23 protein-coding genes are annotated in these 24,908 nt (G+C 67.6%); 11 read left to right on the plus strand and 12 right to left on the minus strand.

Annotated elements, in window-relative coordinates:
• Nucleotides 1–27: 27 nt before the first annotated feature.
• The 5 genes from CDA09_RS20195 to scpC all read right to left on the minus strand — a co-directional run bounded on the left by CDA09_RS20195 (nt 28) and on the right by scpC (nt 6,865).
• A complete protein-coding gene (locus CDA09_RS20195; RefSeq protein WP_121430284.1) occupies nt 28–1,197 on the minus strand; it encodes an MFS transporter in 1,170 nt (389 codons plus the stop codon).
• Nucleotides 1,194–2,975, minus strand: coding sequence for an IucA/IucC family protein (locus CDA09_RS20200; RefSeq protein ID WP_121430285.1), 1,782 nt, complete (start codon nt 2,973–2,975; stop codon nt 1,194–1,196). The genes CDA09_RS20195 and CDA09_RS20200 overlap by 4 nt, the downstream gene beginning before the upstream one ends.
• Nucleotides 2,972–4,177 (minus strand): ATP-grasp domain-containing protein, encoded by a 1,206-nt coding sequence (locus CDA09_RS20205; protein ID WP_121430286.1) that lies wholly within the window; start codon nt 4,175–4,177, stop codon nt 2,972–2,974. Before CDA09_RS20205 ends, CDA09_RS20200 begins: the two co-directional genes overlap by 4 nt.
• A gap of 270 nt (nt 4,178–4,447) precedes the next feature.
• Complete coding sequence (locus CDA09_RS20210; protein WP_121430287.1) at nt 4,448–4,984, minus strand: phage virion morphogenesis family protein; 537 nt, start codon at nt 4,982–4,984, stop codon at nt 4,448–4,450.
• A 369-nt stretch (nt 4,985–5,353) separates the two neighbouring features.
• Complete coding sequence (scpC, locus tag CDA09_RS20215; RefSeq protein ID WP_121430288.1) at nt 5,354–6,865, minus strand: succinyl-CoA:acetate CoA-transferase ScpC; 1,512 nt, start codon at nt 6,863–6,865, stop codon at nt 5,354–5,356.
• 326 nt (nt 6,866–7,191) lie between these two features.
• Here scpC and gcvA point away from each other — a divergent pair, with 326 nt between their 5' ends.
• Both gcvA and CDA09_RS20225 read left to right on the plus strand, forming a co-directional pair.
• On the plus strand, nt 7,192–8,151 hold the full coding sequence (gcvA, locus tag CDA09_RS20220) for a transcriptional regulator GcvA (protein WP_121430289.1): 960 nt from the start codon (nt 7,192–7,194) through the stop codon (nt 8,149–8,151).
• Between the two features lie 18 nt (nt 8,152–8,169).
• On the plus strand, nt 8,170–8,904 hold the full coding sequence (locus CDA09_RS20225; RefSeq protein WP_121430290.1) for an SDR family oxidoreductase: 735 nt from the start codon (nt 8,170–8,172) through the stop codon (nt 8,902–8,904).
• A gap of 10 nt (nt 8,905–8,914) precedes the next feature.
• Here the strand turns inward: CDA09_RS20225 and CDA09_RS20230 are convergent, their stop codons facing one another.
• The 5 genes from CDA09_RS20230 to CDA09_RS20250 all read right to left on the minus strand — a co-directional run bounded on the left by CDA09_RS20230 (nt 8,915) and on the right by CDA09_RS20250 (nt 12,686).
• Entirely contained in the window at nt 8,915–9,541 is a 627-nt protein-coding gene (locus CDA09_RS20230) for a LysE family translocator (RefSeq protein ID WP_121430291.1), read from the minus strand.
• 45 nt (nt 9,542–9,586) lie between these two features.
• Nucleotides 9,587–10,234, minus strand: a complete 648-nt coding sequence (locus tag CDA09_RS20235) for a HugZ family pyridoxamine 5'-phosphate oxidase (protein ID WP_121430956.1) — start codon at nt 10,232–10,234, stop codon at nt 9,587–9,589.
• A gap of 79 nt (nt 10,235–10,313) precedes the next feature.
• Nucleotides 10,314–11,546, minus strand: a complete 1,233-nt coding sequence (locus tag CDA09_RS20240) for a hypothetical protein (protein ID WP_121430292.1) — start codon at nt 11,544–11,546, stop codon at nt 10,314–10,316.
• A gap of 111 nt (nt 11,547–11,657) precedes the next feature.
• Nucleotides 11,658–12,059, minus strand: a complete 402-nt coding sequence (locus tag CDA09_RS20245) for an FKBP-type peptidyl-prolyl cis-trans isomerase (protein WP_121430293.1) — start codon at nt 12,057–12,059, stop codon at nt 11,658–11,660.
• Between the two features lie 180 nt (nt 12,060–12,239).
• Nucleotides 12,240–12,686: an SRPBCC family protein gene (locus CDA09_RS20250; protein ID WP_121430294.1), complete on the minus strand. Its 447-nt coding sequence runs from the start codon at nt 12,684–12,686 to the stop codon at nt 12,240–12,242.
• Nucleotides 12,687–12,954: 268 nt separating this feature from the next.
• Between CDA09_RS20250 and CDA09_RS20255 the strand changes: the two genes are divergently transcribed.
• On the plus strand, nt 12,955–13,866 hold the full coding sequence (locus CDA09_RS20255; protein ID WP_286164264.1) for an MlaD family protein: 912 nt from the start codon (nt 12,955–12,957) through the stop codon (nt 13,864–13,866).
• Nucleotides 13,863–14,471 (plus strand): ABC-type transport auxiliary lipoprotein family protein, encoded by a 609-nt coding sequence (locus CDA09_RS20260; RefSeq protein WP_121430296.1) that lies wholly within the window; start codon nt 13,863–13,865, stop codon nt 14,469–14,471. The genes CDA09_RS20255 and CDA09_RS20260 overlap by 4 nt, the downstream gene beginning before the upstream one ends.
• Here CDA09_RS20260 and CDA09_RS20265 read toward each other — a convergent pair.
• On the minus strand, nt 14,416–15,042 hold the full coding sequence (locus CDA09_RS20265; RefSeq protein WP_121430957.1) for a cytochrome b: 627 nt from the start codon (nt 15,040–15,042) through the stop codon (nt 14,416–14,418). The two genes, CDA09_RS20260 and CDA09_RS20265, sit on opposite strands and share 56 nt — an antisense overlap.
• Nucleotides 15,043–15,231: 189 nt before the next feature.
• On the opposite strand from CDA09_RS20265, the gene CDA09_RS20270 reads away from it, so the two are divergent.
• From CDA09_RS20270 to CDA09_RS20300, 7 genes are all read left to right on the plus strand, one after another.
• Nucleotides 15,232–15,618 carry a thioredoxin family protein gene (locus CDA09_RS20270; protein ID WP_121430297.1) on the plus strand — a complete coding sequence of 129 codons (387 nt, stop codon included), beginning with the start codon at nt 15,232–15,234 and terminating at the stop codon, nt 15,616–15,618.
• Complete coding sequence (locus CDA09_RS20275) at nt 15,618–16,346, plus strand: cytochrome c biogenesis CcdA family protein (RefSeq protein ID WP_121430298.1); 729 nt, start codon at nt 15,618–15,620, stop codon at nt 16,344–16,346. Before CDA09_RS20270 ends, CDA09_RS20275 begins: the two co-directional genes overlap by 1 nt.
• An 81-nt stretch (nt 16,347–16,427) precedes the next feature.
• A complete protein-coding gene (locus CDA09_RS20280; protein ID WP_121430299.1) occupies nt 16,428–16,979 on the plus strand; it encodes a phosphatase PAP2 family protein in 552 nt (183 codons plus the stop codon).
• Between the two features lie 32 nt (nt 16,980–17,011).
• Nucleotides 17,012–19,162, plus strand: a complete 2,151-nt coding sequence (locus tag CDA09_RS20285; protein ID WP_121430300.1) for a bifunctional DedA family/phosphatase PAP2 family protein — start codon at nt 17,012–17,014, stop codon at nt 19,160–19,162.
• Nucleotides 19,159–19,515 (plus strand): diacylglycerol kinase, encoded by a 357-nt coding sequence (locus CDA09_RS20290; RefSeq protein ID WP_121430301.1) that lies wholly within the window; start codon nt 19,159–19,161, stop codon nt 19,513–19,515. The genes CDA09_RS20285 and CDA09_RS20290 overlap by 4 nt, the downstream gene beginning before the upstream one ends.
• A gap of 431 nt (nt 19,516–19,946) precedes the next feature.
• Nucleotides 19,947–21,050: a protein kinase domain-containing protein gene (locus CDA09_RS20295; RefSeq protein WP_121430302.1), complete on the plus strand. Its 1,104-nt coding sequence runs from the start codon at nt 19,947–19,949 to the stop codon at nt 21,048–21,050.
• Nucleotides 21,047–22,714 carry a tetratricopeptide repeat protein gene (locus CDA09_RS20300; RefSeq protein ID WP_128106585.1) on the plus strand — a complete coding sequence of 556 codons (1,668 nt, stop codon included), beginning with the start codon at nt 21,047–21,049 and terminating at the stop codon, nt 22,712–22,714. The genes CDA09_RS20295 and CDA09_RS20300 overlap by 4 nt, the downstream gene beginning before the upstream one ends.
• A 367-nt stretch (nt 22,715–23,081) precedes the next feature.
• On the opposite strand, the gene glmS is transcribed toward CDA09_RS20300, so the two are convergent.
• Nucleotides 23,082–24,908, minus strand: a complete 1,827-nt coding sequence (gene glmS / locus CDA09_RS20305; RefSeq protein WP_121430304.1) for a glutamine--fructose-6-phosphate transaminase (isomerizing) — start codon at nt 24,906–24,908, stop codon at nt 23,082–23,084.

Raw genomic sequence — 24,908 nt, forward strand, 5'->3', positions numbered from 1 at the left:
AACAATGGTCGGATTGCGCGGAGCCTTTCAGGCCGCCCGCGGGCGTGGCGCGCGCCGCATGAGCACGGCGAGGTAGAGCAGCGCCGGCAGCAGCGCCGTCGCGCCGAGCAGGAAGGGCGCGGCAGTCCCCGCCGCCACCGCGATCGCGCCGGCAGCGAGCCCCCCGGCGGCGCCGCCCCACTTCGAACTGCTCTCGAACCCGCCGAAACTGCGCCCCGCGCTGCCCGCCTCGACGACGCTCGCGACCAGCGCGTGCAGGCCGACGAAGCCGACACTCATCGCGACGCCCATCACCAGGCGCCAGCCGACCAGCGCCGGCAGATCGTGACTGAAGGACTGGGCGGCGAGCGCCAGCGCCAGCGCGGCGAAGCCCAACGCCAGCCCCCCCAGCGAGGGCGCGCCGAGCCACCGGGCGAGCGGCGGCGCAGCCAGCAGATAGACGAGGTGCGGCAGGCCGAACAGCAGGCCGGCAGTGCCGGCGGTGAGCGCCGGCAGGCGCTGCTGCAGGTCGGCGACGAAATACGGGAAGGTCGCCACCGTCGCGAAGACGAAGACGAACTGCAGCACGTAGATCTGGCGCGGGCTGGCCGGAGCGCGCGCGGCCGGCGCGGCGGCCGGAGCGCCCGCCCGCGCCGCCGCGCCGCCCGCGGGCAGCAGCGCGACGAGCAGCGCCGCCGCGAGCGGCAGCAGCGCGAGCCAGCGATAGAGCTCGATCGGCGAGCGCTCGCCGATCCACAGGCCGAGGCAGGCCGGCGCGGCGACCAGCGCGGCGCGCGCCGACCACTGCATCGCGGTGAGGCTGCGCACGAGCGCCGCGCCGCTGGCGATGGTCGCCAGATACGCGTTGGACGCCGCGAACGTGCCGCCGAGCACCCCCTGCAGGACGAGCGCGGCGAAGAAGCCGCTGGTGCTCGTCGCGAAGCCCGCCAGCAGGAAGCTCAGCGCGAGCCCGAGTTGCGCGCGCACGAGCAGCGGCTTCTTGCCGTAGCGGTCGGCGAGCCGCCCCCACCACGGCGCCGACAGCGCCGCCAGCAGCGTCGGCACGACGTAGAAGGCGCCGGCGAGCCACGGCCGGTCGTTGTCGAGCGAGCGCTCGAGGATCAGCGCGAAGAAGGGCGGCATGCCCAGCGCCGCGAAGGATGCGACGAAATGGCACAGCATCACCACGGCGACGACGGGACGCACCTGCCCGCTCACCGCGCCCCCTTCAGCACGTTCGGCGCGCGCTTGCCGTAGAACTTGTTGACGTCGGCCGCACCGGTCTGCGCCTTGTCCTCGAGCGAGGCCGCGCGCAGCAGGTATTTCAGGTACAGCGTGTCGTCGTCGAGCAGCACGCGGCGCGCCAAACCGACCTCCTCGCCTTCCGCAGCGAGCCGCACGAGCACTGCCTCGAGCTGGCGGCGCACCCGCACGTAGGCGTCCGCCGGGTCGCCCCCGCGACGGCCGGCGAAACCCTCGATCAGCGCCGCGATGTTCAGCTGCAGCGTGATGGTCGTAAACATCTGCGCGAGCGGCAGCGCCTCGTCGACGCCGATGCGCGCGTCCTCCAGCCCGTCGAGCCGCGTGGCGAGATCCGGCCAGCGCGCACGCAGCCGCCCGACGTGGATGCGCGCCGCATCGTTGTCCTTCAGCAGCAGGCGCAGGCCATCGTCGCCGAACACCAGTACCGAATTCTGCTGGTTCGATTCGAGCGCGATGCCGTAGCGCAGCCACAGCGTCAGGTGCAGATCCAGCGTCAGCGCGAGGTAGGCATCGAACCAGGCGTCGAGCGCCCCGCCGAAGTAGCGCCCCGCGAGCGCTTCCAGCACGGTGCCGCCGCCCGGTGCGTCGGCGAGCAAGCCGGCGATCGGCACCGGCGTCGCGTCGGCGAGCGCCGCCTCCGGGTAGCGACGCAGGATGAAGCCCAGGAAAGGCAGACCGCCGACGTGCGCGCCGTTCTCCTCGTCGGTGAGCAGCACCCGGCCGGCCAGCGCCGGCTCGCGCGCGACGATGTCGCCGAGCAGCGTCTGGATGCGGTGGCCGTCGCCGATCGTGCTGGGTTTGATCGTGCGGATGTTCTTCGTCCCCAGCGTGCGGATCGTCAGCGGCAGCTTGACGTGCCAGGCGGGTGCGTCGCACAGCGCGAGCGAGCGCACGGAGAGCGTCGGCGTGACGGCGAGCCATGTGCCGGGCGCGCGGATCGCCTGCGCGACGAGGCCGGCTTCCGCGAGGAAGGCGTCGAGCCGGTGCTCCCACACGAAGGGATGCACCGGCACCAGCGCGTGCGTCGCGGCAAGCGCCGCCGGCAGCCCGACGTCCGCGAAATCCGGCCAGGCAGGCGGCCGTGCCGCGCCGCTCGCGTGGTGCAGCGCCTGCGGCACCGCCAGCCAGTTGAGTTCGAACTCGGGGCAGAACTCGGGCGCGTAGCGCGCCAGGTCGGCGACCGCGAAACCGAGCTTGGCCCGCGCCGTCGGATAATAGGGATGATCGAGGAAGGCGGCGAGGCGGTCATGGTGCAACAGGCGCTCGTGCCAGCAAGGCAGCGCGTGGCCGGACGGCAACCCCGGCTGCGCAAACCAGCGCGCCTGCTCGGCCAGTGCGGCGCGGCGATGCTCGAGCGCGGCACCGCACTCGTCGGCGTAGTCGGCAAAGCGCAGTGCAGCGGCCTCGGGCAGCCCCTCGGCGAACGCGGCGAGGACCGCCGCAACGTCGCGCAAGGGCGTGAAGCCGGTGGCGTCCTCGCGCAGCAGCGGCAAGTCCGCGAGGCGCCAGTCCTGCATGTGGCGCGCGGGCTCGACCGGAAGCCACAGCGGCGCGGCGCCGAGGTGGCCGACGCGCAGCCAGCGCCGGCCGCCCTCGCCCTCCAAAAACTCGCCACGGCTCGCGCATTCGCGCACATCCTCGCGCAGCAACGCGTCGACCACCCGGCGGCACACGTAGTCGGCATCCGCATCGACCGGCGCCCCGGTCGACATGCCCGGCAGGCGGGCCGTCATCGCGTGATCTCCCAGACGAGATCGCGGCTTGCGCGCTCGACCGCGGCCTGCAGGCCCGCGGCGTCGGGGCCGCTGCCGCGCAGCACCCCGAGGTAGTCCTTGTTCGAATGCGTCAGCTCGATTGCTTCGCCGGGCGTGCGCAACGGCTGGTAGGCGAGACGAATGGCGTCTTCCGCCTGCGCGAAGGCGGCGGGCGCACGCTCAAGGCGGCCTTCGCGGGTCGCTGTGAAATAGCGGATCCACGCGGCGCGGTCGGGAATCGACAAGGCCGGCAGCGACTCGCCCAAGTGCAGGCGCAGCACTTGCTCGAAGAGCGGGAACTGCAGCGCGTCGGCGAGCAGAAACTCGCGGTAGTCACCGATGCTGCGGTAGTTGATCTCTATCAAGCGCGGGCCGCGTGCGGTCAGCACGTACTCGGTATGGCAGGCGCCGAAACCGACGCCGAAACGCCGGATCGTTTCGCGCACCTCGGCCTCGACGGCGGCCGGCAAGCCGGTCCCCCACACCGCCTCGAGTTCGACGAAATGCGGCGGCGGCGACAGCGTCACGCGGAAGCCGCCGAGCACGGCGAGCCCGCTCCCGTCACCGAGCGTCTCCAGCGTGTAGAGCGGCCCTTCGAGGTATTCCTCGAGCAGCAGCGGCTGGCCCGGCTGCACGCGCCACACTGCCGCACACTGCGCGGCGAGCTCGCCGCGGTCGCGGGCGAGGCTCACCTGCTGGCTCGCGACGCCCTCGCGCGGTTTGACGATGCACGGCAGCGGCACCTCCGTCAGCGCCGCGAGCGCCGCGGGCTCGCACACCACCGCGTGCCACAGCGTGTCGATACCCAGCTCGGCCAGGCGCGCGCGCATCTGGGCCTTGTTCTTGGCCGCGTAGGCGATGCGCCAATCCTTGCCGGGCAGACCGAAGTACGCCGCCGCGATCGCGGTTGCGGCCTGAAGATGGTCGCTGTTCGAGAAAACGGCCGCCGGCCGGGCGCCGCGCCCCGTGATCGCATCGATCACCGACAACGGGTTGAACACGTCGCAGGCGACGATCTCGTCCGGGCGCGACGCTGACGCGCTGTGCGCGAAATGGGCGCGATGAGCGTCGGCGCAGTCGGTCAGCAGCACGACCGACAAATCGAGCGCCTTCGCGGCGGGCAGGAAACCATCATTGACTGCTGCGGTGGGCACATGGGCCAGCAGGATCAGTTCGCGCATTTGCTCCTCGGGATGCGTGGGGATTCGGGCAGGGCGGGATGCCCGAGCCTGATTGATGCGCGAATAATAATCATTCCTATTTCGATTCGCAATTATTCGAGAAAATTGCGTGGACCGGAATGTATCGGGCGCGACGCGCTAAGAACGAGTGAGATATTCCCCAGGGACCCGGCGAGATAATTCCGGGATGTAGCGGACGATTCCGGGATTTATCGGGAGGCCGCGGGAAAATATGTTTTCTGTGGGGAAAACGCGGGCGGCGGCGGGGAATCAGGTCAGCGTGTCGCCCAGCATGCGGGTCATTACGTCGAGGACGGACTGGGCGGCTTCGGGTTGGAGCGTCGCGCCGGCCGAGGTCCCGGTGAAGGGCAGGTACGGGCGCGCGGAGATGGTGATCTGGTAGGCGTCGACAGCGTGCCAGCTCTCGCGGGCGCGCTTGTGGCTGTCCTTCGCGAAGACGGCCAGGCTCTTGGAGCGGCCTTCGGTACCCTGTCGCACCAGGTCGCCCTTCGCGTCGGTGCGCAAGCGGACCTTGGTCGAGTGCGGGGCGCGGTCGATGGTGCCGCCGAACTGGTGGATGGCTGCGTAGACGCGTGCGGCGCCGCCGGCTCGCTTCGTTCGAGCGGCGATCGTCGCCTGGGACAGTGGCGCCCAGCCCGGGCGGCCCTGGGCGGCGAAGTTCGCCTCGGTTTCCGCCTCGAGTGCGGCCGCGATGCGCTGGAAGAGCGGGCGGCCGTCCTGCAGCTTGGCGATCGCATCGGCGATCCTCGGTGCGGCGTTGCCTGCGTTGATGTCGATGCGGATCATGGCCTATCCTTCGTGTGTGAGCGCGGCGCGAAACCGGTAGGGACGCGCCCCTGTGACCGACGGTAGCTACGCCGAGGCAGCCGATACAAGCCAGAGTGTTGAAAAGCCGCGCTCATTCCCCTTCCGCCTCCCAGTCGTCTCCATATAGCAGCGTGCCCTCGCGCAGCTTGTTCAGGCGCTTGGCGTCCCGCTGCATCAGGTTGTAACGCGCCGGTGCCCGCATCGCTGCAAGGTGGGTATGCGGCGTGGCTGGTATTAGGGCGGCAATCGAATACCGCCGTTCGCCCTGCGCCCGTCGAAGGCATCGGCAGGGCTGCGGGGCGAACTCAGCCCGAACGGGCGTCGGGCTGCCGGGAGAACCGGTGAGTTTTACATCCGCTCGCCGCGCAGCGCGCGCAGGTGCCAGCTGAACACCTCTTCGAGCAGGTGGGGCGTCTGCTTGCCGGGCGAGAACTGCAGCGCGCGCTTGTAATAGTCGCTCAGCGCGGGCTTGAAGTTCGGATGCGCGCAGTTCTCGATGATCACCTTCGCGCGCTGCTTGGGCGAGAGCCCGCGCAGGTCGGCGAGGCCCTGCTCGGTCACCAGCACCTGCACGTCGTGCTCGGTGTGATCGACGTGCGAGGCCATCGGCACGATGCACGAGATCGCCCCGCCCTTCGCCTGCGACGGGGTCATGAAGATCGACAGGTAGGCATTGCGCGCAAAGTCGCCCGAGCCGCCGATGCCGTTCATGATCTTCGAGCCCATCACGTGCGTCGAATTGACGTTGCCGTAGATGTCGGCCTCGATCAGGCCGTTCATCGCGATGATGCCCAGGCGGCGGATCACTTCCGGATGGTTGCTGATCTCCTGCGGGCGCAGGATGATGCGCTCGCGGTACTTCGCCAGATCCGCGTTGAGTTCCGCCAGCGCCTCGTTACTGAGCGAGAAGGCGGTGGCCGACGCGCTCGCGAGCTTGCCGGACTTGAGCATCTCCAGCATGCCGTCCTGCAGCACTTCCGTGTAGGCGGTGAGGTTGTCGAACGGGCCTTCGTTGAGGCCCGCCATCACGGCGTTGGCGATGTTGCCCACGCCCGACTGCAGCGGCAGCAGCTCCTTGGGCAAGCGCCCTTTCTTCACCTCGTGCTGCAGGAATTCGAGGATGTGGCCGGCGATCTTCTTCGAGTTCTCGTCGGGCGGCGCGAAGGCCGAGTTGCGGTCCGGCGCGTGCGTCTCGACGACCGCGATCACCTTGTTCGGGTCGCAGCGCAGGTAGGGCTCGCCGATGCGGTCGGAACTGCGCACGAGCGGGATCGGCTGGCGGTGCGGCGGCAACTGCGTGCCGTACCAGATGTCGTGCATGCCCTCGAGCTGGGCGCTCTGCCACGAGTTGACCTCGAGAATGACCTTGTCGGCCTGGTCCAGCCAGGTCTTGTTGTTGCCGATCGACGACGACGGGATGAGCCGCCCGTCTTCCAGGATGCCCGCGACTTCCACAACCGCAACGTCGAGCTTGCCGAGGAAACCGAACCACACGAACTGCGCAACGTGCGACAGGTGGATGTCGATGTACTCCATCTCACCGGCGTTGATGCGCTTGCGGCAGGTCGGATCCGACTGGTAGGGCAGGCGCATCTCGATGCCATCGACCATCGCCAACGCGCCGTCGAGCTCCGGCGCCGTCGAGGCGCCCGTCCACACGCCGATCTTGAAACGCTTGCCGTTCAGGTTCGCGTCCATGATGTGTTTCGCCAGCGCGGACGGCACCGCCTTCGGGTAGCCCGAACCGGTAAAGCCGCTCATGCCCACGTTCATGCCCGACTGGATCAGGCTCGCCGCCTCGTTGGCGGACATCACCTTGTTGCGCAGCGTCGCGCAATGGATGCGATTTTCTTTGTTCATGCGATTCACGTCTCCAGGAAACCGGGATGCCTGCATCCCGGTGCAAACGGCCGCCCGGCGGAGGAGTCCGCAAACCTGCCCTGCATGGAGTCCCGTGCCGTGACGGCGTGACCACGATCGCGGCGCAGGAAGCGGCCGCGCAAACAATGCGCGCCACCGGTGACCCGATGGCGCGCATTCGATCGATCGAAGATTCCCGGCGGAGGAGGAGGGAGGGAGGACCGCCGGACACCACGATGGATGTGGGGCACAGTCTAGGCAGCCGCTGGCCCGGCGACAAGCGACGATTTATGATGCAACGGCTAAGAACCGCTTAACCATCGACGATGAGCTACCGCCTGCCCGGCCTCGCCCTGCTGCGCACTTTCGAATCCGCCGCACGCCACCTGAGCTTCAAGCAGGCCGCGGCGGAGCTGAGCGTGACCCCGGCCGCCGTGAGCCAGCAGATCAAGGCGCTGGAGGGCTGGCTGGGCGTGCCGCTGTTCCGCCGCATGACGCGCGCGCTGGCCCTCACCGAGCACGGCCGCGCGATGCTGCCCAAGGTACGCGAAGGCTTCGACTGCTTCGCCGCGGCCATCGAGAGCACGCGCCAGGCGATCGCCGGGCCGCTCACGGTGATCGCACCGCCCTCCTTCGCGAGCCACTGGCTGGTGCCGCACCTCGCGGGCTTCACCAACGCGCACCCGGAAGTCGAGCTGCAGCTCTCGAGCACCGCCGACACCGTCGATCGCAGCGGCCAGGCGGCCATCGTCGCCGCGCTCGCCGTCGACCCGCGCGACGCCGAGAGCCGGGTTGCCATCCTGTACGGCACCGGCCGCTACCCCGGCCGCGTCGTCGACAAGCTCTTCTCGCCCGACTACGTGCCGGTGTGCGTGCCGGCCTTGCTGCGCGGCGACCACGCGCTGCGCGAGCCGGCCGACCTCGCCCGCCACGTGCTGATCCACGACGACACGCTGCGCGACGCCGGCCCCGGCATCGCGCGCTCGGGCTGGGGGCTGTGGCTCGAACGGGCGGGCGTCGCCGGCGTCGATGCGAAGCGCGGCCCGCGCTTCGCCAACGCCGCGCTGGCCCTCTCGGCGGTACTCGCCGGCCAGGGGGTCACGCTCGCGTCGCGCTCGCTGATCGAATCGCGCGTCGCCGAAGGCAGCCTCGCGATCCCCTTCGACATACCGCTGCCCTCGCCCTTCGCCTATTATCTGGTCATGCACGAGGCGATCGCGCAGCGCCCCGCGGTCGCTGCCTTCCGCGCCTGGCTGACGGCCGAGGCCGCCGCCCAGGCCGTCTGACCCGGGAACACCACCGCAATGAAAGCCATCCTGACCGGACACACCCAGGGCCTCGGCGCCGCGATCGCCCGGGAACTCCTCGCCCGCACGATCCCCGTGCTGGGCCTGGCGCGGCGCGCGAACGACGCCCTCGCCGAACGCTACCCCGACGATCTCTCGCAGGTGCAGATCGACCTCGCCGACACCGACGTCCTCGCCGACTGGCTCGCCAGCGCGACCCTGCGCAGCTTCCTCGCCGACTGTTCGCAGGCCTTCCTGATCAACAACGCCGGGGGGCTGCAGCCGGTCGGCCAGCCCGACATCCTGCCGCCCGAAGCGATCGCCCGCGCCATCGCGCTCAACACCACCGCGCCGCTGATGCTCGCGAGCGCCTTCGCCGCCGCCAGCAGCAACGTCGCGGACCGGCGCATCCTGCACGTGTCGAGCGGCGCCGCGCGCAGCGCCTACGCCGGCTGGAGCGTGTATTGCGCGTCGAAGGCGGCACTCGACCAGCACGCACGCGCCGTCGCGATGGACGGCACGCCCGGCCTGCGCATCTGCAGCCTCGCCCCGGGCGTCATCGATACCGCGATGCAGGCGGAGATCCGCGCGACGCCCGAAGACCGCTTCCCGGTGCGCGCCCGCTTCGAGGCGCTCAAGCGCGACAACGCCCTCGCCCGCCCCGACGAATGCGCGTTCCGGCTCGTGAACTACCTGCTCGGCGACGAATTCGGCACGGCGGCAACCGCCGACCTGCGCCAGCTCGCGCCCTGATCCCTGCCGCTCAGCGCTCGGCCAGCACCAGCCGCGCCGCGAGCCCGAGGAACACCAGCCCCGCCGACTTGTTCAGCACGCGCCGCGCAGTCGCCGAACGGCGCAGGCGCTGCCCGATCGACGCCGCGAACAGCGCGATCGCGCCGAAGGTCAGCAGCGTCGCGACGATGAACACGAAGCCCAGCCACATCACCTGCAGCGCCACCGGCCCCGCCCCGGCCTCGACGAACTGCGGCAGGAAGGCGAGGAAGAACAGGATCACCTTGGGATTGGTGAGGTTCATCACGATCCCGCGCACGTACATGCGCCAGCCGTCCGGTGCCGCCTCACCGACGGTCGGATCGCCTCCGTCGGGCGCCGTCAGCACCTGCCACGCGAGCCACGCGAGATAGGCCGCACCGGCGAACTTCAGCACCGTGAAAGCCGTCGCCGACGCGGCGAACACCGCTGCCAGCCCCACCGCGACCGCCGCGGTGTGCCCGAGCAGGCCCGTGCACAGGCCGAGGACGACCAGCATCCCCGCGCGGCGCCCGCGCATGGCCGACTGCATCAGCACGAACAGGTTGTCCGGGCCCGGCGCCGCGCCCAGCAGCACCGACACGGCGAAGAAGGCGAGGGTCGTTTCGATGGAAGTCATGTCAGCTCAGGGGGAAGTGCGCATGGCGGACCGCGCTTGTCCGGCTCAACGCAGCCCCGACGCGATGCGCGGCGCCGCCGCAGCGAGGTTCCCGGCGCTGCGCGCCTCGGTGAAGCGCTGCCGCATCCGCCGGCCGTCCGCCAGATAGTCGATGCCGAAGCAATCCAGGCCGAGCAGGTGCGTGCGCGCCGGCACGTTCCCGGCAATCTGCTGCAGCAGCCCGGCCTCCTCCTCGACCGCCAGCACGGGCAGCGCCGTCCAGCGCGCCTCCTCGATCCATCCCATGCGCCCCACGCCGCCGATGAAGCGGATGCGCTTCGGGTGCAGGCGGAAGAACGCGAAGTCGAGCTCCAGGTACTGCTTCGCGTCCGGCTGGTAGCGCAGGTAACGGGCGCGGAGTTCCGGCGGCGGTTCGAAGCGTTCGACATCGCCGATCAGCGTCATGCGCGCCCCGGCCTGGATGTTGCCGTTCTCGGCGCCGACGACCGACACGCTCGCGCGCGGGTCGGCGAGCAGGTTCTTGGTGTGCTCGGCGAGCAGGCTGATGCAGAACAGCGGGCGGTGCGCCTCGTCGACGACGCAGGGCAGCGCGGTCGCATACGGATAGCCGGCGAGCTGCGTCGAAAGCGTCGCCAGCGTGGCGTGCCCCGCTTCGTGCAGCAGGTGGATGGCGGGGTCGACGGAGAGGTTCATGTCCGTCACTCTGTCGCCCCCGCCCGCGCACGTCAATGAACTATTTCTGCTCCCGCGCCAGAATTCGCCCGCACGCCGCTCACAGGGATTTCAGGAATTCGACCAGGTCGGCCTTCTGCTCCGGCGTCAGACTCAGTATGAACTGCCTGTCGTAATGGTTCACGACATCCAGCAGCGTCCTGGCGCTGCCGTCGTGGAAGTACGGCGGATGCTGCCACAGCGCACGCAGCGGCGTGGTGCGATACATCTTGGTCGCCGAGCGCTGCGCATAGGCGGGGTCCATCCCCGTCTCGGCGGCGGCGTGCAGCAGCGGCGTGTTCGCGTCCGGGCCGTTCTGCACGTCGGTATAGGTCGGCGCCATATGGCACGTCCCGCAGCGCCCCACGCCGTTGAAGATCACCTCCCCGCGCTGCGCCGCCGCGTCATTCACCGTTCCCTCCGGCGGCCGGGGCGCCGGCAGGCTCAGCTGGTAGGCTAGCAGTTCAGGCAGCTTCGGCGTGACGAGATCCGGCGGCGTCTGTACGACGGATATGCCCAGCCGCGGATCGGAGAAATTGCCGTGCCCGCCCATCTGCGTCACCGCGACGTAGGCATTCCAGTAGGAGACCGGACCGTCGCCCGTATAGATCTCGAAGGGAACGCCCGCAAGGCCGTAGGCCGGCGGGATCACGACCGGCCCGTTGATGCCGTCGATGTTGAAGCGCGGATCGTAGCGGCCGGGTCCCCAGGAGTTGTAGACCGCCTTGCGGTCCGGGGGCAGCGCCGGCGACAGCGCGATGATCGCGCCCGGATTCAGGTCGTGATTCGGCCAGCCGTCGAGCCGCTTGCCGATGCCCGGCGCCACCGAATTGTCGACGGTCGAATGGCACAGCGCGCAGGTGATGCCGACCCGCTTCAGCACCTGGCCCTCGACCTTGCCGACGACACCGACGACGGCATCGCGCCGCAACAGCTCCACCGTCGTCGCGGGATCGTTGAGGTCGACCCTGGCGAGGAAACCCGTCGGCAGCTTGGTCGCATCCACCTTCAGTCCGACGGAAAGCGCAACCAGCGGACTCACTATCGCGGGGATCACCTCGTGCATCCGCAGCGTGTCAGTCCATAGCTGCTCGTCGCCGAACGTGTCGAAACGGAAAATGTACTGCCCCAGGTGCCGGTTTCCGCCCGGCATCGCGTCGGACAAGGCCGGCGTCGATGACAGGCCAAGCGCCACGGCCGCCGCAACAGCCGACAGCGTAAGGGCCGACGCCGCCACGATGCGGCGCCGTGCCGGCTTCCGCACTGCGGAAGCGGAATCGATGCGTTTGTTCATGATGCACTCCTCCTCGGCCCGGAAGAGGCATCGTCACGCAGGAATGCGGCGCACCCCCTCCACTTGCTGCCGATTAGATGGAGTGCGCGATCGAAAGGTTACAGTGGCCGTTCAGCGCTTGACCTCGAGCAGTTCGACGACGAAGGTCAGCGTGCTGTTGGGCGGAATCGTCCCGGGGATACCGCGCGCGCCATACGCGGTCTGCGGCGGGCAGGTGATGCGCACCGATCCGCCCGGCTTCATCAGCTGCAGCACCTCGGTCCAGCACGGGATCACGCCGCCGACCGGGAACTCGGCCGGCTGCCCGCGGCTGTAGGAGCTGTCGAACTCGCGCCCGTTCGAGAGCGTGCCCTGGTAATGCACGCGCACGACGTCCGTCTTCGTCGGTGCGGTACCGTTCCCTTCCTTGTAGCGCTCGATCGTCACGCCGGACGGCAGGGTCTCCGCCGCCGGTCCGGCCGCCCCGGCCGAGAGTGTGAAACCTGCAAGCAGAACCGCAACGTATGCGCGCATCGGGACTTCCCTCCTGTGATCGGTGACGAAAATGCCATTCCGCGTAATTTAAGTCGAAAACCCACCCGCGTGCATCCCATCGCCGTCTGCCGCGCCAGGCGGGGCGCTCGTATGCGGCATATCCCGGCAGGATGCGCGCCGCAATCCTGCGCAGCGACAGGGGCGAAAGCCAAGGCGGCGTCAGTCCGGAATCTCCGGCTCGACGAGGCGCGCCAGATGGTCGAGCGACTCCTGCCAGCCGAGGTAGCAGAACTCCGTCGGGATCGCCTCGGGGATGCCTTCCTGCACGACGTTCATTTCCGCCCCGCAGGCCACCGCGCGCAGGGTGACGGTCGTCACCATCTCGCCGGGCAGATCGGCGGAATCGAACTTGTCGGTGTAGCGGATGCGCTCGTTCGGCATCAGCTCCAGATAGCGGCCGCCGAAGGAATGGCCGTTGCCCGTGCTGAAGTTCCTGAATGCCATCCTGAACGTACCGCCGACCCGGGCTTCCAGATGGTCGACCTGGCAGGTGAAACCGTTGGGCGGCAGCCATCGGGCGAGGGCCTCCGCATCGAGGAAGGCACGGTAGATTTTCTCGGGTTTTGCACGCAGCACGCGGTGCAGGCGGACGGTACCGGTCGGCATGATCTCTCCTTTCGTCGGGGTCGGCGTCGCGGCTGTCGTCGCCGCTTTCCATACCTTAGTCGACCGCCGGCGCAGCAGATCGGCCGTTACGGAAATTTTCCACTGAGCATCGCGCCTCCCGCACAGGAACCATCTCTTTTTCGCCGGTGTCTCCATGCGATACGGGACACCATCGCAAGGGCTGTCGCCCCCTCGCGGCGGTCGAACGCTCCACCGGCGAAAACTTCACTGCGTTCGCCGCCCCACCGTATCGCCGAAGCAGAACAAGATGAAGCTTGATGCGGAAAACAAGGCCAGACTCGCGTTCGCCGCGTTCCTGCTGCTCCTGGCGGCAGGCGGACTCGGCTGGTACCTGCTGGCGGCCGGCCACTACACGCTCTACCAGATCCGGACAAACGACCCGGTCTCGGGACTGATTCCCGACGCGCCGGTCGAGTACCACGGCGTGGACGTCGGCAAGGTCGAGCGCGTCGAACTGATCGACTCGCGCTCGATCCGCGTCGTGCTCGCCGTCCGCGAGGACGCCCCGGTGAGCGCGGCGACCGTCGCGACGATCACGAGCCGCGGGGTCGCGACGCGCGGCTTCACCGGCTACGTCTACATTGCCCTCGAGGACGCCGGCACCGGCTCCGGCCCGCTCGTCGCGCGCCCCGGCGAGCCGTATCCGACGATTCCGACGGCCGCGTCGAAATCGATGAGCCTCGATCTGCTGATCAGCCAGCTGAACGACAACGTCCAGTCGCTGACCGGGCTCGTGCACGACCTCCTCGACCACGACACGATCGCCGCGCTGAAGGAATCGGCGGGCAATCTGCAGCAACTCACGAAGACGCTCGCAGACAACAACGCCCGCCTGAACACGCTGATCGCCAACGGCGAGGCCGCGAGCCGCCGGCTGCAGCCGCTGTTGCAATCGAGCCAGCACACCATCGACTCGTTGCAGCCGCTGGTGCGCTCGAGCCAGGATGTCGTCGCTGCGATGCAGCCGCTGGTGCGATCGAGCCGCGACACGGTCGACGCGCTGCAGCTCCAGCTGGTGCCGCAAGCCTACCGGGTGCTCACCGAGCTCGACGAACTGGCGGTGTCGCTCGACGGCATCGCCGACAAGGTCTCCAAGGATCCCCTGTCGGTCGTCCGTGCCGCCCCGGCGCGGCGCCCCGGACCGGGGGAGCGGCCATGACGCGCGCGCGCCACGCCGCGCTGTGCATGATGCTGGCGGCCGCGCTGTCGGGTGGCTGCACGCTGCTCGCGCCGCCCGGCGCCGAGCCCGACAAGGAGATGCTGACCGCGATCCCATCCGAGCTTCCGGCCCGCCCGCGCCGCGACGCGACCCTGCTGGTGTTTCCGCCCGAGGCGAACGCGATCTACGACACGGCCCTGATGGCCTACGTCGACCAGCCCGGCCGCATCGCCTATTTCAGCCGCACCGAATGGGCCGCGCGGCCCTCGCAGATGCTCAGGGGGCTGCTGCTGCGGACCCTGGACCGGTCGGGCTATGTCGGCGCCGTCGTCACGCCGCCCTACGCGGGGCGCATCGGCTGCGCGCTGCGCACCGAGATCACGGCGTTCGAACAGGACTTCACGACCGAACCGCCGGCCTTCCACCTTGCGCTGCGCGTCAGCCTGATCCCGGCCGGGGACGGCGCCGGCGTCACCACCCGGGAAGTCGAACTGCGCGAACCGCTGGCCGAACGGACAGCACACGGCGGCGCCGCCGCCGCGAACGCGGCTATCGCGAAGGCGCTGAAGGAAGTGGCGGAGTTCGTGCACGCCCATGCGAGCTGAGACCGCCGGCGCCGGCCCGTGCGGGCAGCATCTTCCGCAGCGTCTCGTCGCGCAGCACGAAATGATGCTCCAGCGCCGCGCCGACGTGCAGGGCGACCAGCAGCGTCAGCGTGTAACCCAGCCACTGGTGGAGCGCCAGCAGGAAGCGGAACAGGTATTCGTCGTAACGGACCATATCCGGCAGGTAGAACAGGCCGAAGAACGACACCGGGATGCCTGCCGCGGACGACATCACCCAGCCCGTGACGGGCTGCGCGAGCATCAGCGCGTACAGGCACAGGTGCACGAAGCGCGCCGTGACCTGCTGCCATTCCGGCAGGCCCGCGACGAGCCGCGGCAGCGCACTGCCGAGCCGCCACGCGAGCCGCAGCACCACGAGCATCAGCGCGAGGATGCCGAGTTCCTTGTGCAGCAACACGAGGCGGATCTTCGTCTGGTCGAAACCGACGTCGGGCAGCTGCGCCATGTAGAGGCCGAGCACGACCAGCCCCGCCAGCAGGCCCGCCATCGCCCAGTGAAGGGTCATGGCCACGATGCCGTAACATTGCTTCGTGTTGCCGAGAGGCGTCATCGCCGCGATTTCCTCCGGAAAACCGCCACTGCGCTTCGACATGCACGACCGCGCAAAGCTCCCGCCCGCTCGCTTCGCATCGCCCGTCCGGGCAGGGAAAATGAAAGTTTCGTCATACGCGAACCCTTCCACCCCTCTGTCACGTCTTAGTGATATCCCCACCACCCGCAAAGCCCTGAAGGAGGCACCATGAAAATCCTGTACGTTCCCGTGGCGATCGCGCTGGCGACGCTCACGTCGCTCGCCGCCGCGGGCGAGATCAAGCCCTATACCGCGCAAGCGTTCGACCAGCTCACCGGCGCGGGCAAACCCGTGGTGGTCGATGTCAGCGCCACGTGGTGCCCCACCTGCAAGGCGCAGAAGCCCATCCTCGACGGGCTGATGAAACAGCCCGCCTATCGCGACGTCACCCTGCTCACCGTCGACTTCGACGCCAACCAGGCGGCGCTCAAGCGCTTCAAGGTCAGGATGCAGAGCACGCTCGTCGCCTTCAAGGGCGCCACCGAAGTGGCGCGCTCGGTCGGCGACACCACCCCCGAGGGGCTCGAACGCCTCATCAGGAAGACGGTCGACTGATGCAATTCGGATTCGGCGCCTACGGACTGGGCCTCCTTGCCGGGTTGCTGTCGACGCTTTCGCCTTGCGTGCTGCCGCTCATCCCCATCCTGCTCGGTTCGGCGGCGAATGCGCATCCGCGCGCGCCGCTGGCGCTCGCCGGCGGGTTGGCCATTTCCTACGCGGTGCTCGGCAGCCTGCTGGCCTGGGCCGGATCGGCGCTGGATATCGATGCGGGCCTCTTTCGCAACGGCGCCGCGCTGCTGCTCGCCCTGCTCGGCCTCGTCCTGCTGTCGGACAGCCTGCAACGGCGCTTCGCCACCGCTGCTGCCGGCCTGGGCGATACCGGCAGCAGCCTCCTGACGCGGATACAGCCGGACGGCCTGCGCGGTCAGTTCGCCATCGGCCTCGTCCTCGGTGTCGTGTGGAGCCCCTGCGTCGGCCCCACGCTGGGCGCGGCGGTCGTGCTCGCCAGCCAGGGGGCGCAATTGCCGCAGGTGGCGCTGCTCATGGGCCTCTTCGGACTCGGCGCCGCACTGCCGGTCGTCGCCCTCGCCTACGTGTCGCGTGCGGCGGTGACGCGGATGCGAAGCACGCTCATGCAGGCCGGCAAAAATGGCAAAATCGGATTGGGTATCGTCATGGTGGTCATCGCCGGACTCATCCTGAGCGGGACCGACAAGACCGCGGAAGCGTGGCTGCTGGACCATTCGCCCGCCTGGCTCACGACGCTGACCACGCGTTTCTGACGCCTGCGCGGGACCCCGGCGCGCGACGCCCCGCCGACATCGCGCCGACGCGCGTTTTGAAGTTCCAATCGAGACTGAATAATGTACGAGCTTGACGCCGCCGCCACACACGCCATCAACAGCCTTGCCGGCGCGAGCACGGCCATCGACGCCCTGATGATCTGGACCTCGGCGATCGGCGTGCCGATCCTCGTGCTCGCGGTCGCCGGACAATGGTGGGTCCGGAACGAGCGGGCGCACACCCGCCACGTCCTCATCGCGACGGGGTTCTCCTTTCTCGCCGGCCTCGCCCTCAACCAGTTCATCCTGCTGTTCGCGCACCGCATGCGCCCCTACGATGCGGGCGTCACGCACCTGTTGATCGCAGCCAGCCCGGACTACTCCTTTCCCTCCGATCACGCGACGGCGAGCTTCGCCATCCCCGCCGCCCTGCTGCTGCACGGGTTCCGCCGGCGCAGCCTTGCCTTCCTGGCCGCGGCGCTGTTGATCGCCTTCTCCCGTGTGTACGTCGGCACCCATTACCTCGGCGACGTGCTGGGCGGTGCGGCCACCGCCCTCGTCGCCGCCGCGCTGGTGTGCCGCTTCCACCGTGAAGGCTCGCGGCTCGACGGCCTGCTGACCCGCATCTGGTAATCGCCGGCACCCGATCGAAGCCGGGGATTCCAGTGGTCGAGAGATTCTTCGCCGCCCTCCTGCCGTCCATCGAGCACTTCCACCTGCTCGGCTACTGGCTGGCCTTTCTCTGCGCGCTGGCCGAGACCGCGCTCGGGGTCGGACTGCTGCTGCCCGGGTCCACCCTGCTGCTGTTGCTCGGCGCCTTGTCGGCCGGCGGTTATCTCGATTTCGGCGACCTGCTGTGGTTCTCCATCGCCGGCGCCGTCCTCGGCGACAACCTCAATTACTGGCTGGGACAGCGCTACGGCAACCAATGGGCGCGCGACGGCGTCTGGTTCCTCGCCCCGGATCATTTCGAACTGGCCCGGCGCTTCTTCGACCGGCACGGCGCAAAAAGCGTCTTTCTCGGGCGCTTCATCCCGAGCGTGAAGGAGATCGTCCCCTTCATCGCCGGCACGGTCGGCATGCGCCGTCGCATCTTCCTGCTGTGGAATTTTCTCGGCGCAATCGGATGGGGCCTGCAGTGGGTCGGCGGCGGCTACCTCTTCGGACAATCGCTCGGCCTCGCGCAGACCTGGATGTCACGCGCCGGCATGGCGGTGGTGGCTGTCCTGGTCGCCTGGGCGCTGCTGTGGTTCCTGCAGCGCTTCGTCGTGCGCCAGGGCCGCGAAGTGGCGCGGGCAGCGATGTCGATCGGCCGCTCGATCGGCCGGGCGCTGGGCCGCAACCCCTACGTGCGCCGATGGGCGCGCCGGCATCCACGCACCGTCCGCTTCCTCGCCGCGCGTGCCGATCGCTCGCATTTCGGCGGACTGCCGCTGACCGTTCTCGCCCTGGCGTTCGCCTATGTGCTGGCGCTGTTTGCCGGCATCGTCGAGGACGTCGTCACGTCCGACGCCATCGTCGCGATCGACCACGCCACCGCGCAACTGATCGCCGCCTTTCGCGCCCCTTCAGTCATTCCGCCCTTCGTGTGGATCTCCGGCCTGGGCGCACCCCCGCTCGTCGGCGCGCTGCTCGTCGTGGCGTCCCTGGCGCTCTGGCTCGTCCAGCGCTGGTTCGCGGCGGCCGGTCTGCTGGTCTCGACGCTGGGGGCGTCACTCGTCCTTACCCTGGGCAAACTGGCGTTCCAGCGGCCCAGGCCGGTCGAGGCCGTCATCCTCGAATCGTCCTACTCCTTCCCGAGCGGCCACGCCACCACGGCCGTCGCCTTCTACGGCTTCCTCGGTTATCTGCTGATCCGGTCCGCCGCCCGCTGGAAGGTCCGCGTCCATCTCTTCTTCGCCACCGCCGGACTCGTGATCCTGATCGGCCTGAGCCGCATCGTGCTCGGCGTGCATTACCTCAGCGACGTCTGGGCGGGCTATCTGGTCGGCGCGCTGTGGCTGATCGCCGGCATCAGCCTGACCGAATGGCTCGGCGCGCGCGGGCAGATCGCGTGGGATGCGCCGAGCGAACCGCGCCGCAGGGCGATGGCATACGCGCTGGCCGCCGTGAGCGCCCTCGGGGCCATCGGCTATGCCGCCACCCGCACGCCGCCGGCCCGCGTTCCCCCGCCCGAACCGGCCGTCCAGATCGACCGGCCGCTCGCGGACATCCTCGCGGCGGGCAGGCTCTCCCGGACGCTGACCTTCCTCGGCGCCCCCGAGCAACCGCTGGGGTTCGCCATCGTTGCCCCGGACGAGCGCGCGCTGATCGCCCGCCCGCAGCGCGCAGGGTGGGTGGCGGCCGACCGCCCCGATCCCCGCAACATGCTGCGCCTCGCCCGGGAAGGCCTCGACTACACCACGACGCCGCTGGCGCCGGCGTTCTGGAACGATCGCTTGAACGATCTCGCCTTCGCGCGACTGACCGCGGGCACGCAGGGCAAGGCGCTCGCGACCGTCCGGATCTGGCGCACCGCGCTCCGCATCGGCCGGGACCGCGTCTACGTCGGCGTGGCGCGGGAATACGTCGGCGTCCGCTGGGGCATCGTGCACACCGTATCGCCCGACGTGGACGCCGCGGCCGAACGCTTCATCGACTCCCTCGCACCGCCCGGACAACCGTCCACCGCCTGCCGCCAAGCCGTGGCCGAACCGACGACCGGCACGTACCTGATGGGCGATCGCTTCTTCACCCGCGGGCAGATGTGGCTCCTCGACCTCGCTGCGGCGCCGGACCTCGCCCGGTTGTGCGGGCCCGGCGGCACGGCGCGATGAAGAACCAGCCCTTCCCGAAAAAGCTGCGCAACGCCTTCGCCGGCATCCGCGTCGCCTGGACCGCGGAACGCAACTTCCGCATCGAGGTGGTGCTCGCGCTCGTCACCCTCGGCGCGTTCGCCATCGTCCGCCCGGCCGCCCCGTGGTGGGCACTGATCGTCCTGTGCGTCGCGCTCGTGCTCGTCACGGAGTTGGCGAACTCGGCGATGGAAGCACTCGCCGACCACCTCCATCCGGAAATCCATCCCATCATCGGCAAGGTCAAGGACATGCTCGCCGGTATGGTGCTGGTGATGAGCCTCGGCGCTGCGGCCGTGGCGGCGATCGCGCTGTATGCCACGCTCACGGCGTAGCGGATCGGCTTTAGTTGGGAGGGGCGAAATATCGTGACTACAGGCGACGGGCGGGTTGTCGGCCGGAGCCGCCGTTGCCCTGATCGTCGGTGTGGGGCGGCAATGCAACGGTCACCTGCCGTTTAGGTGCTCGCGCATGTCGACCGTGTGATAGCTGGTCAAGTACTCCTCTGCCAAAGCAGACCTTGGGCGTCTTGCCTCGCACAGACATGTGCATTGCGTGTTGATCAGTGACCAATGGCAGTCAATGTCGGCTCCGCCGAATCGGCGCGACGCTCTAATAGGAGGAGGCCTTGGCATAAATCCGGGGGCATCTCAGTAGCCTGCGCTGAGTTGGCAAGGATGTGGATATACGGGAGGCTGGCGTATCATGCCGGCACATACCCGATTGGGATGCTAATACTGATAGCAACAGGCACAGCGAGGCGCGGATGTTGAACACCATAAACCCTGTTCTCAAACTGGAAGGTCGTCAATTGGAAAACGACTGGAAGGTTGTTAAACGCTTGCCGATCCGTGGGGAGGTCGGCGCGGAAGGGAAGACTGGAGGAAATTTCTCCGTCGGCTACATCGTCGAGAAGGCAGGTAAGCAAGCCTTCATGAAGGTGTTCGACATCGCCAACGCCTTCGCCGCGCCCCCGGAACAGATTGCCTTCCAACTGCAGCGCATCAGTACTGCCTATTTACATGAAAAGGACCTCCTCGAGCTGTGCCGCTCTGCCAAACTAGACCGCATCGTTCAAGTATTAGGTAGTGGCACCATTGCTGACGGTCCCCACCCTCCCCTTTTCTACTTGATTTTTGAGCAAGCGGACCGCGATATTCGTGCGGCCCTTGGCGTCTTGGGCACCATCCATGATGCTTGGAAGTTCAAGCACCTCCACCAGGTCGCCGTCGGCCTGTCCCAACTCCACAGGCACAAAGTCGCTCACCAGGACCTGAAACCCTCCAATGTCCTGCTTTTCGAGCAAGCCAACGAGGGGGCCAAGATTGCGGATCTGGGGCGCGCCTCCCGGGTCGGAAAAGAAGCGGAACACGACGCCTTCATGATCGCTGGCGACCCTACCTATGCGCCCCCGGAGCAGATGTACGGCTTTAGAGCTCCAGACTGGGTTGATCGGAGAGAAGCCTGCGATCTCTATCAACTGGGGGCCTTAATGTGCTTTCTGTTCTCGGGGATGTCCCCTACCGTCGGAATGCTCAGCATCCTGGGACGAGGCATGCTTCCGATGCCGTTCGGCCCCTGGCAGGGTGGGTACTCGGATGCAGCGCCATTTCTAACGGCAGCTTTCACGAAGTTTATGGCAGAACTGAGGCCTCAGTTGCCCGAATGGTGCCGCCAGGAGCTATTTGAATTGATCCAGAACGCTTGCCACCCTGACCTGTCCAAAAGGGGAGATCCGGCCGCTCGCAAGATGGTTGGCCGGCCGGTCGGGATAGACCGTTACATTTCCCGCCTGCAGCTGCTGGCCAAGAAGGGAGAAATCCAAGCACGCTTGGCAAACAAAGATAATGCCACGGGGAATGCTGCGTGAAATCCGCTGTAGATTCATTTGATCGCAACATTGTCCCTCGTTGGCGAGATTCAGCCCATACGGTCGGCTCGCCGGACTTGCTGCCTCTCCGTGCCCGTAAAGGTGTCACGAACTGGGAGAGCGGCATTGAACGGAAAGCCTCAACGCTTGCGGAGCAGCAAAGCATCGGCGTTGCCGCCGATCTGGCGAATGCAGCAATTTTGGAAGGGCGTAAGGATTTACTGGCTGTTGCAGCCAAGACGCTGCTGGCCGCTGGGGCCGGCAGCCCCCAATATTTGGCTGACCAGATCAGAAAGCAGCTGGAGCACCCGATAGGGGAGCAGGAAGGGATCGGTACTGGGCACGATGCGCCGCGACGAGAAGAGATGGCTCAACTACGGCGGCAACTCCTTGTGGAACCTCGGAACCCTGTAGTGCTCATGGACCTCGCCAGGCTACAGGCGACTTCTGGCCACCGGGAGAAGGCGGAGAGACTCGCATGGCAGGCCTTGGCGTTGGCCCCGAACAACCGCTGGCTGCTGCGGTCTACTTCCAAGCTGCTCACGGCTCATGGAAAACCGGACGAGGCTCATCGCCTGCTTATCCGGTCCGGAGCCACCATGTCCGATCCGTGGCTGATTTCTGCCGAACTGGCCACCGCCCAGGCGTCGGAGCGGTCACCGAAATTCTGGCGCCAAGCCCAGTCCTTCCTTGAAGCAAAGGCCTTCGCTCCGATTCACCTGTCCGAGTTGGCTAGCGCCGTCGGTACCATCGATGTGCAGGACGGAAAGCTAAAAAAAGCGAAAGAGCGTTTCCATCAGTCCTTGAAAGACCCTACAGAGAACGCTCTAGCCCAAATGAAATGGGCTGAGGGGAAGATCCGGAACGGATTCCACCTGGAAGAGCTGATTTCCAATAATCGCTTGGCCTACGAGGCAGCTTTCCGAACAGCTTACACAGAGCGTGATATGGAAAAAGCCTTGCAGTTGGCCCAGGAATGGATGGCCGACGAACCGTTCGCACCGGAGCCAGTGGCCAATGTCACCTATGTAGCGTCCTTGCTTGACGACTATGAGACGGCCATACGCTCCACCGAGCGGGAATTGCGGTTAGCGGCCGCAAGGGAAATTTGCATACTGAACAACCGTGTTTACGCCCTAATGAGCGGAGGAAAGGCATTTACCGACGAGCAAGCTGGTGCCGAATTGACCGACTGGGTCAGCAACATTACGCGTGATCTCAGGGAAAGCCGGATCCAAGATGTTGGCGACCAAGTGCATGCCTTGGCCAACCTGGGGCTCCTGTTCTATCGTGCTGGCGAGGTGGAGTTGGGGCGGAAATTTTACGACCAGGCTGTAGATCTGACGAAGACCACCAAGGCACGGCACACGGAGGGCGCCGTGCTGACTTACCACGCCCGGGAAGCGATTCTTTCCAGGGCGCCATGGGCTTCTGAGATTATGGAGCGGGCGAAGAAATCGGTTACGGCCGGCGCCCTACCTGGACCGGCGTTCTATTACGCTAAGGTAGAGGCTTTATCCAAGGCCCCGCATAAGGCACCAGAAATACTGTCCCGCGCAAGCGCCGTTGATTTCCGGATCAACTTGCCCAAAGTGCTACCCAAGTACCGCGTGGAAAAAACGGAAAATGGCTTGATCTTGTGGGTGCCGAAGAAGAGTGGGTAGTACACACGTCGATCCGGAATCTGTCATTGGATCACATGAGGTTAATCTCTCTTCAGGGGCAGCAGTACGCGCTCACCAAATTGATAAGCCTCCGTGCATCAATCACCTCGCAAAATTGAACGGCAGGTAGGCAGCAGGTTGCTGACTGTTTAAGAACACTTGGCGATAGGCTGGTCTGGCCGAGAAGCCGGCGGAGACCTGCGACAGCCGATCACCCCGCCCTCTGACTCAGAAGTGAAAACGCCCGGACCAGCCGGGCGTTTGCATAAGACAATCCAGTTTTCGACTCTATTGCCCAGTTTTCGACTTTAATGACGAGTTTTCGACTTTAATTGTCAGGGACAGCAGACAAAAGCCGAGATCTTCCTCACTCCACCGTCACCGATTTCGCCAGGTTCCGCGGCTTATCGACGTCAGTCCCCTTCACCAGCGCCGCATGGTACGACAGCAGCTGCAGCGGCACGACGTGCAGCACCGGCGACAGCATGCCGTAGTGCTCGGGCATGTGCAGGATGTGCACGCCCTCGGACTCGTGGATCTCGCTGCCGGCGTCGGCGAAGACGTACAGCTCGCCGCCGCGCGCGCGCACTTCCTGCAGGTTGGACTTGAGCTTTTCCAGCAGCTCGTCCGCCGGCGCGACCGCAATGACCGGCATGTCCTTGTCGACGAGTGCGAGCGGGCCGTGCTTGAGTTCGCCGGCGGCGTAGGCCTCGGCGTGGATGTAGGAGATCTCCTTGAGCTTCAGCGACCCTTCCATCGCGATCGGCCAGTGCTGGCCTCGGCCGAGGAAGAGCGCATGCTGCTTGCCGGCGAAGCCTTGTGCCCAGCGTTCGATCTCGGGCTCGAGTTCGAGCACCTTCTGCACCGCGACCGGCAGGTGGCGCAACACCCCGAGATAGCGCGCCTCCTCGGCTTCCGGCAGGTGTCCGCCGAGCTTGGCGAGCGACAGTGTCAGCAGCGCCAGCGCGGCGAGCTGGGTCGTGAAGGCCTTGGTCGAAGCCACGCCGATCTCGGGGCCCGCGCGCGTGATGAAGCGCAGCGCAGCCTCGCGCACGATGGCCGACTCGGGCACGTTGCAGATCGCCAAGGTCCGCTGCATGCCCTGCACCTTCGCGTACTTGAGCGCGGCGAGCGTGTCGGCGGTTTCGCCCGACTGCGAGATCGCGACCACCAGCGTACCCGGGTGCGCGACCGATTCGCGGTAGCGGTATTCGCTCGCGATCTCGACACTGCACGGCAGCTTCGCGATCGCCTCGATCCAGTAGCGCGCGACGAGCCCCGCGTGGTAGCTCGTGCCGCAGGCGAGCACCAGCACGCGCTCGACCCCGCCCAGCAGCTCCGGCGCGCGCGTCCCGAAGAGCTGCGGCGTCACCGAACCGCCGCCGGCGATGATCTCCAGCGTATTGGCGAGCGCCTGCGGCTGCTCGAAGATTTCCTTCTGCATGTAATGCCGGTACTGGCCCAGCTCGACCGCATCGGCCGACAGGCTCGACACGTGCACCGCACGCTCGACCGGCGTGCCGTCCGCCCGCGCGATGCGGTAGCCGTCGAGGCGCAGCTCGGCGACGTCGCCGTCCTCGAGGTAGATCACCTTGCGCGTGACCTGCAGCAGCGCCGCGGTGTCGGAGGCCGCGTACATGCCGTCCTCGCCCACGCCCAGCAGCAGCGGTGCGCCGTGGCGTGACACGATCACGCGCGCGGTGTCGGATTCGCACACCACGCCGATCGCGTAGGCACCGGCGAGTTCGTTGGTCGCGAGGCGCACTGCCTCGAAGAGATCCGGCTGCGTCGCGAGCTTGCTGTGGATCAGGTGGGCGATCGCCTCGGTGTCGGTCTCGGAGGCGAACTCGTAGCCCTGGGCCATGAGCCGCCGCTTGATCGCCTCGAAGTTCTCGATGATGCCGTTATGCACCACGGCGAGGCCTTCCGAGACGTGCGGATGGGCGTTGCGCTCGGACGGCACGCCGTGCGTCGCCCAGCGCGTGTGGGCGATGCCGATGCCGGCGTCGAGCTTCTTCTCCTCGGCCCGCGCGGCGAGTTCGGCGACGCGGCCGGCCGCGCGCACGCGCTGCAGCCCGCCGTTGAGCACCGCCAGGCCGGCGGAGTCGTAGCCGCGGTATTCGAGCTTGCGCAGGCCTTCGAGGAGGACGGGGACGACGTTCTTCGTCGCGATGGCAGTGACGATGCCGCACAT

This window comes from Azoarcus sp. DN11 (assembly GCF_003628555.1).
Classification (GTDB): Bacteria; Pseudomonadota; Gammaproteobacteria; order Burkholderiales; family Rhodocyclaceae; genus Aromatoleum.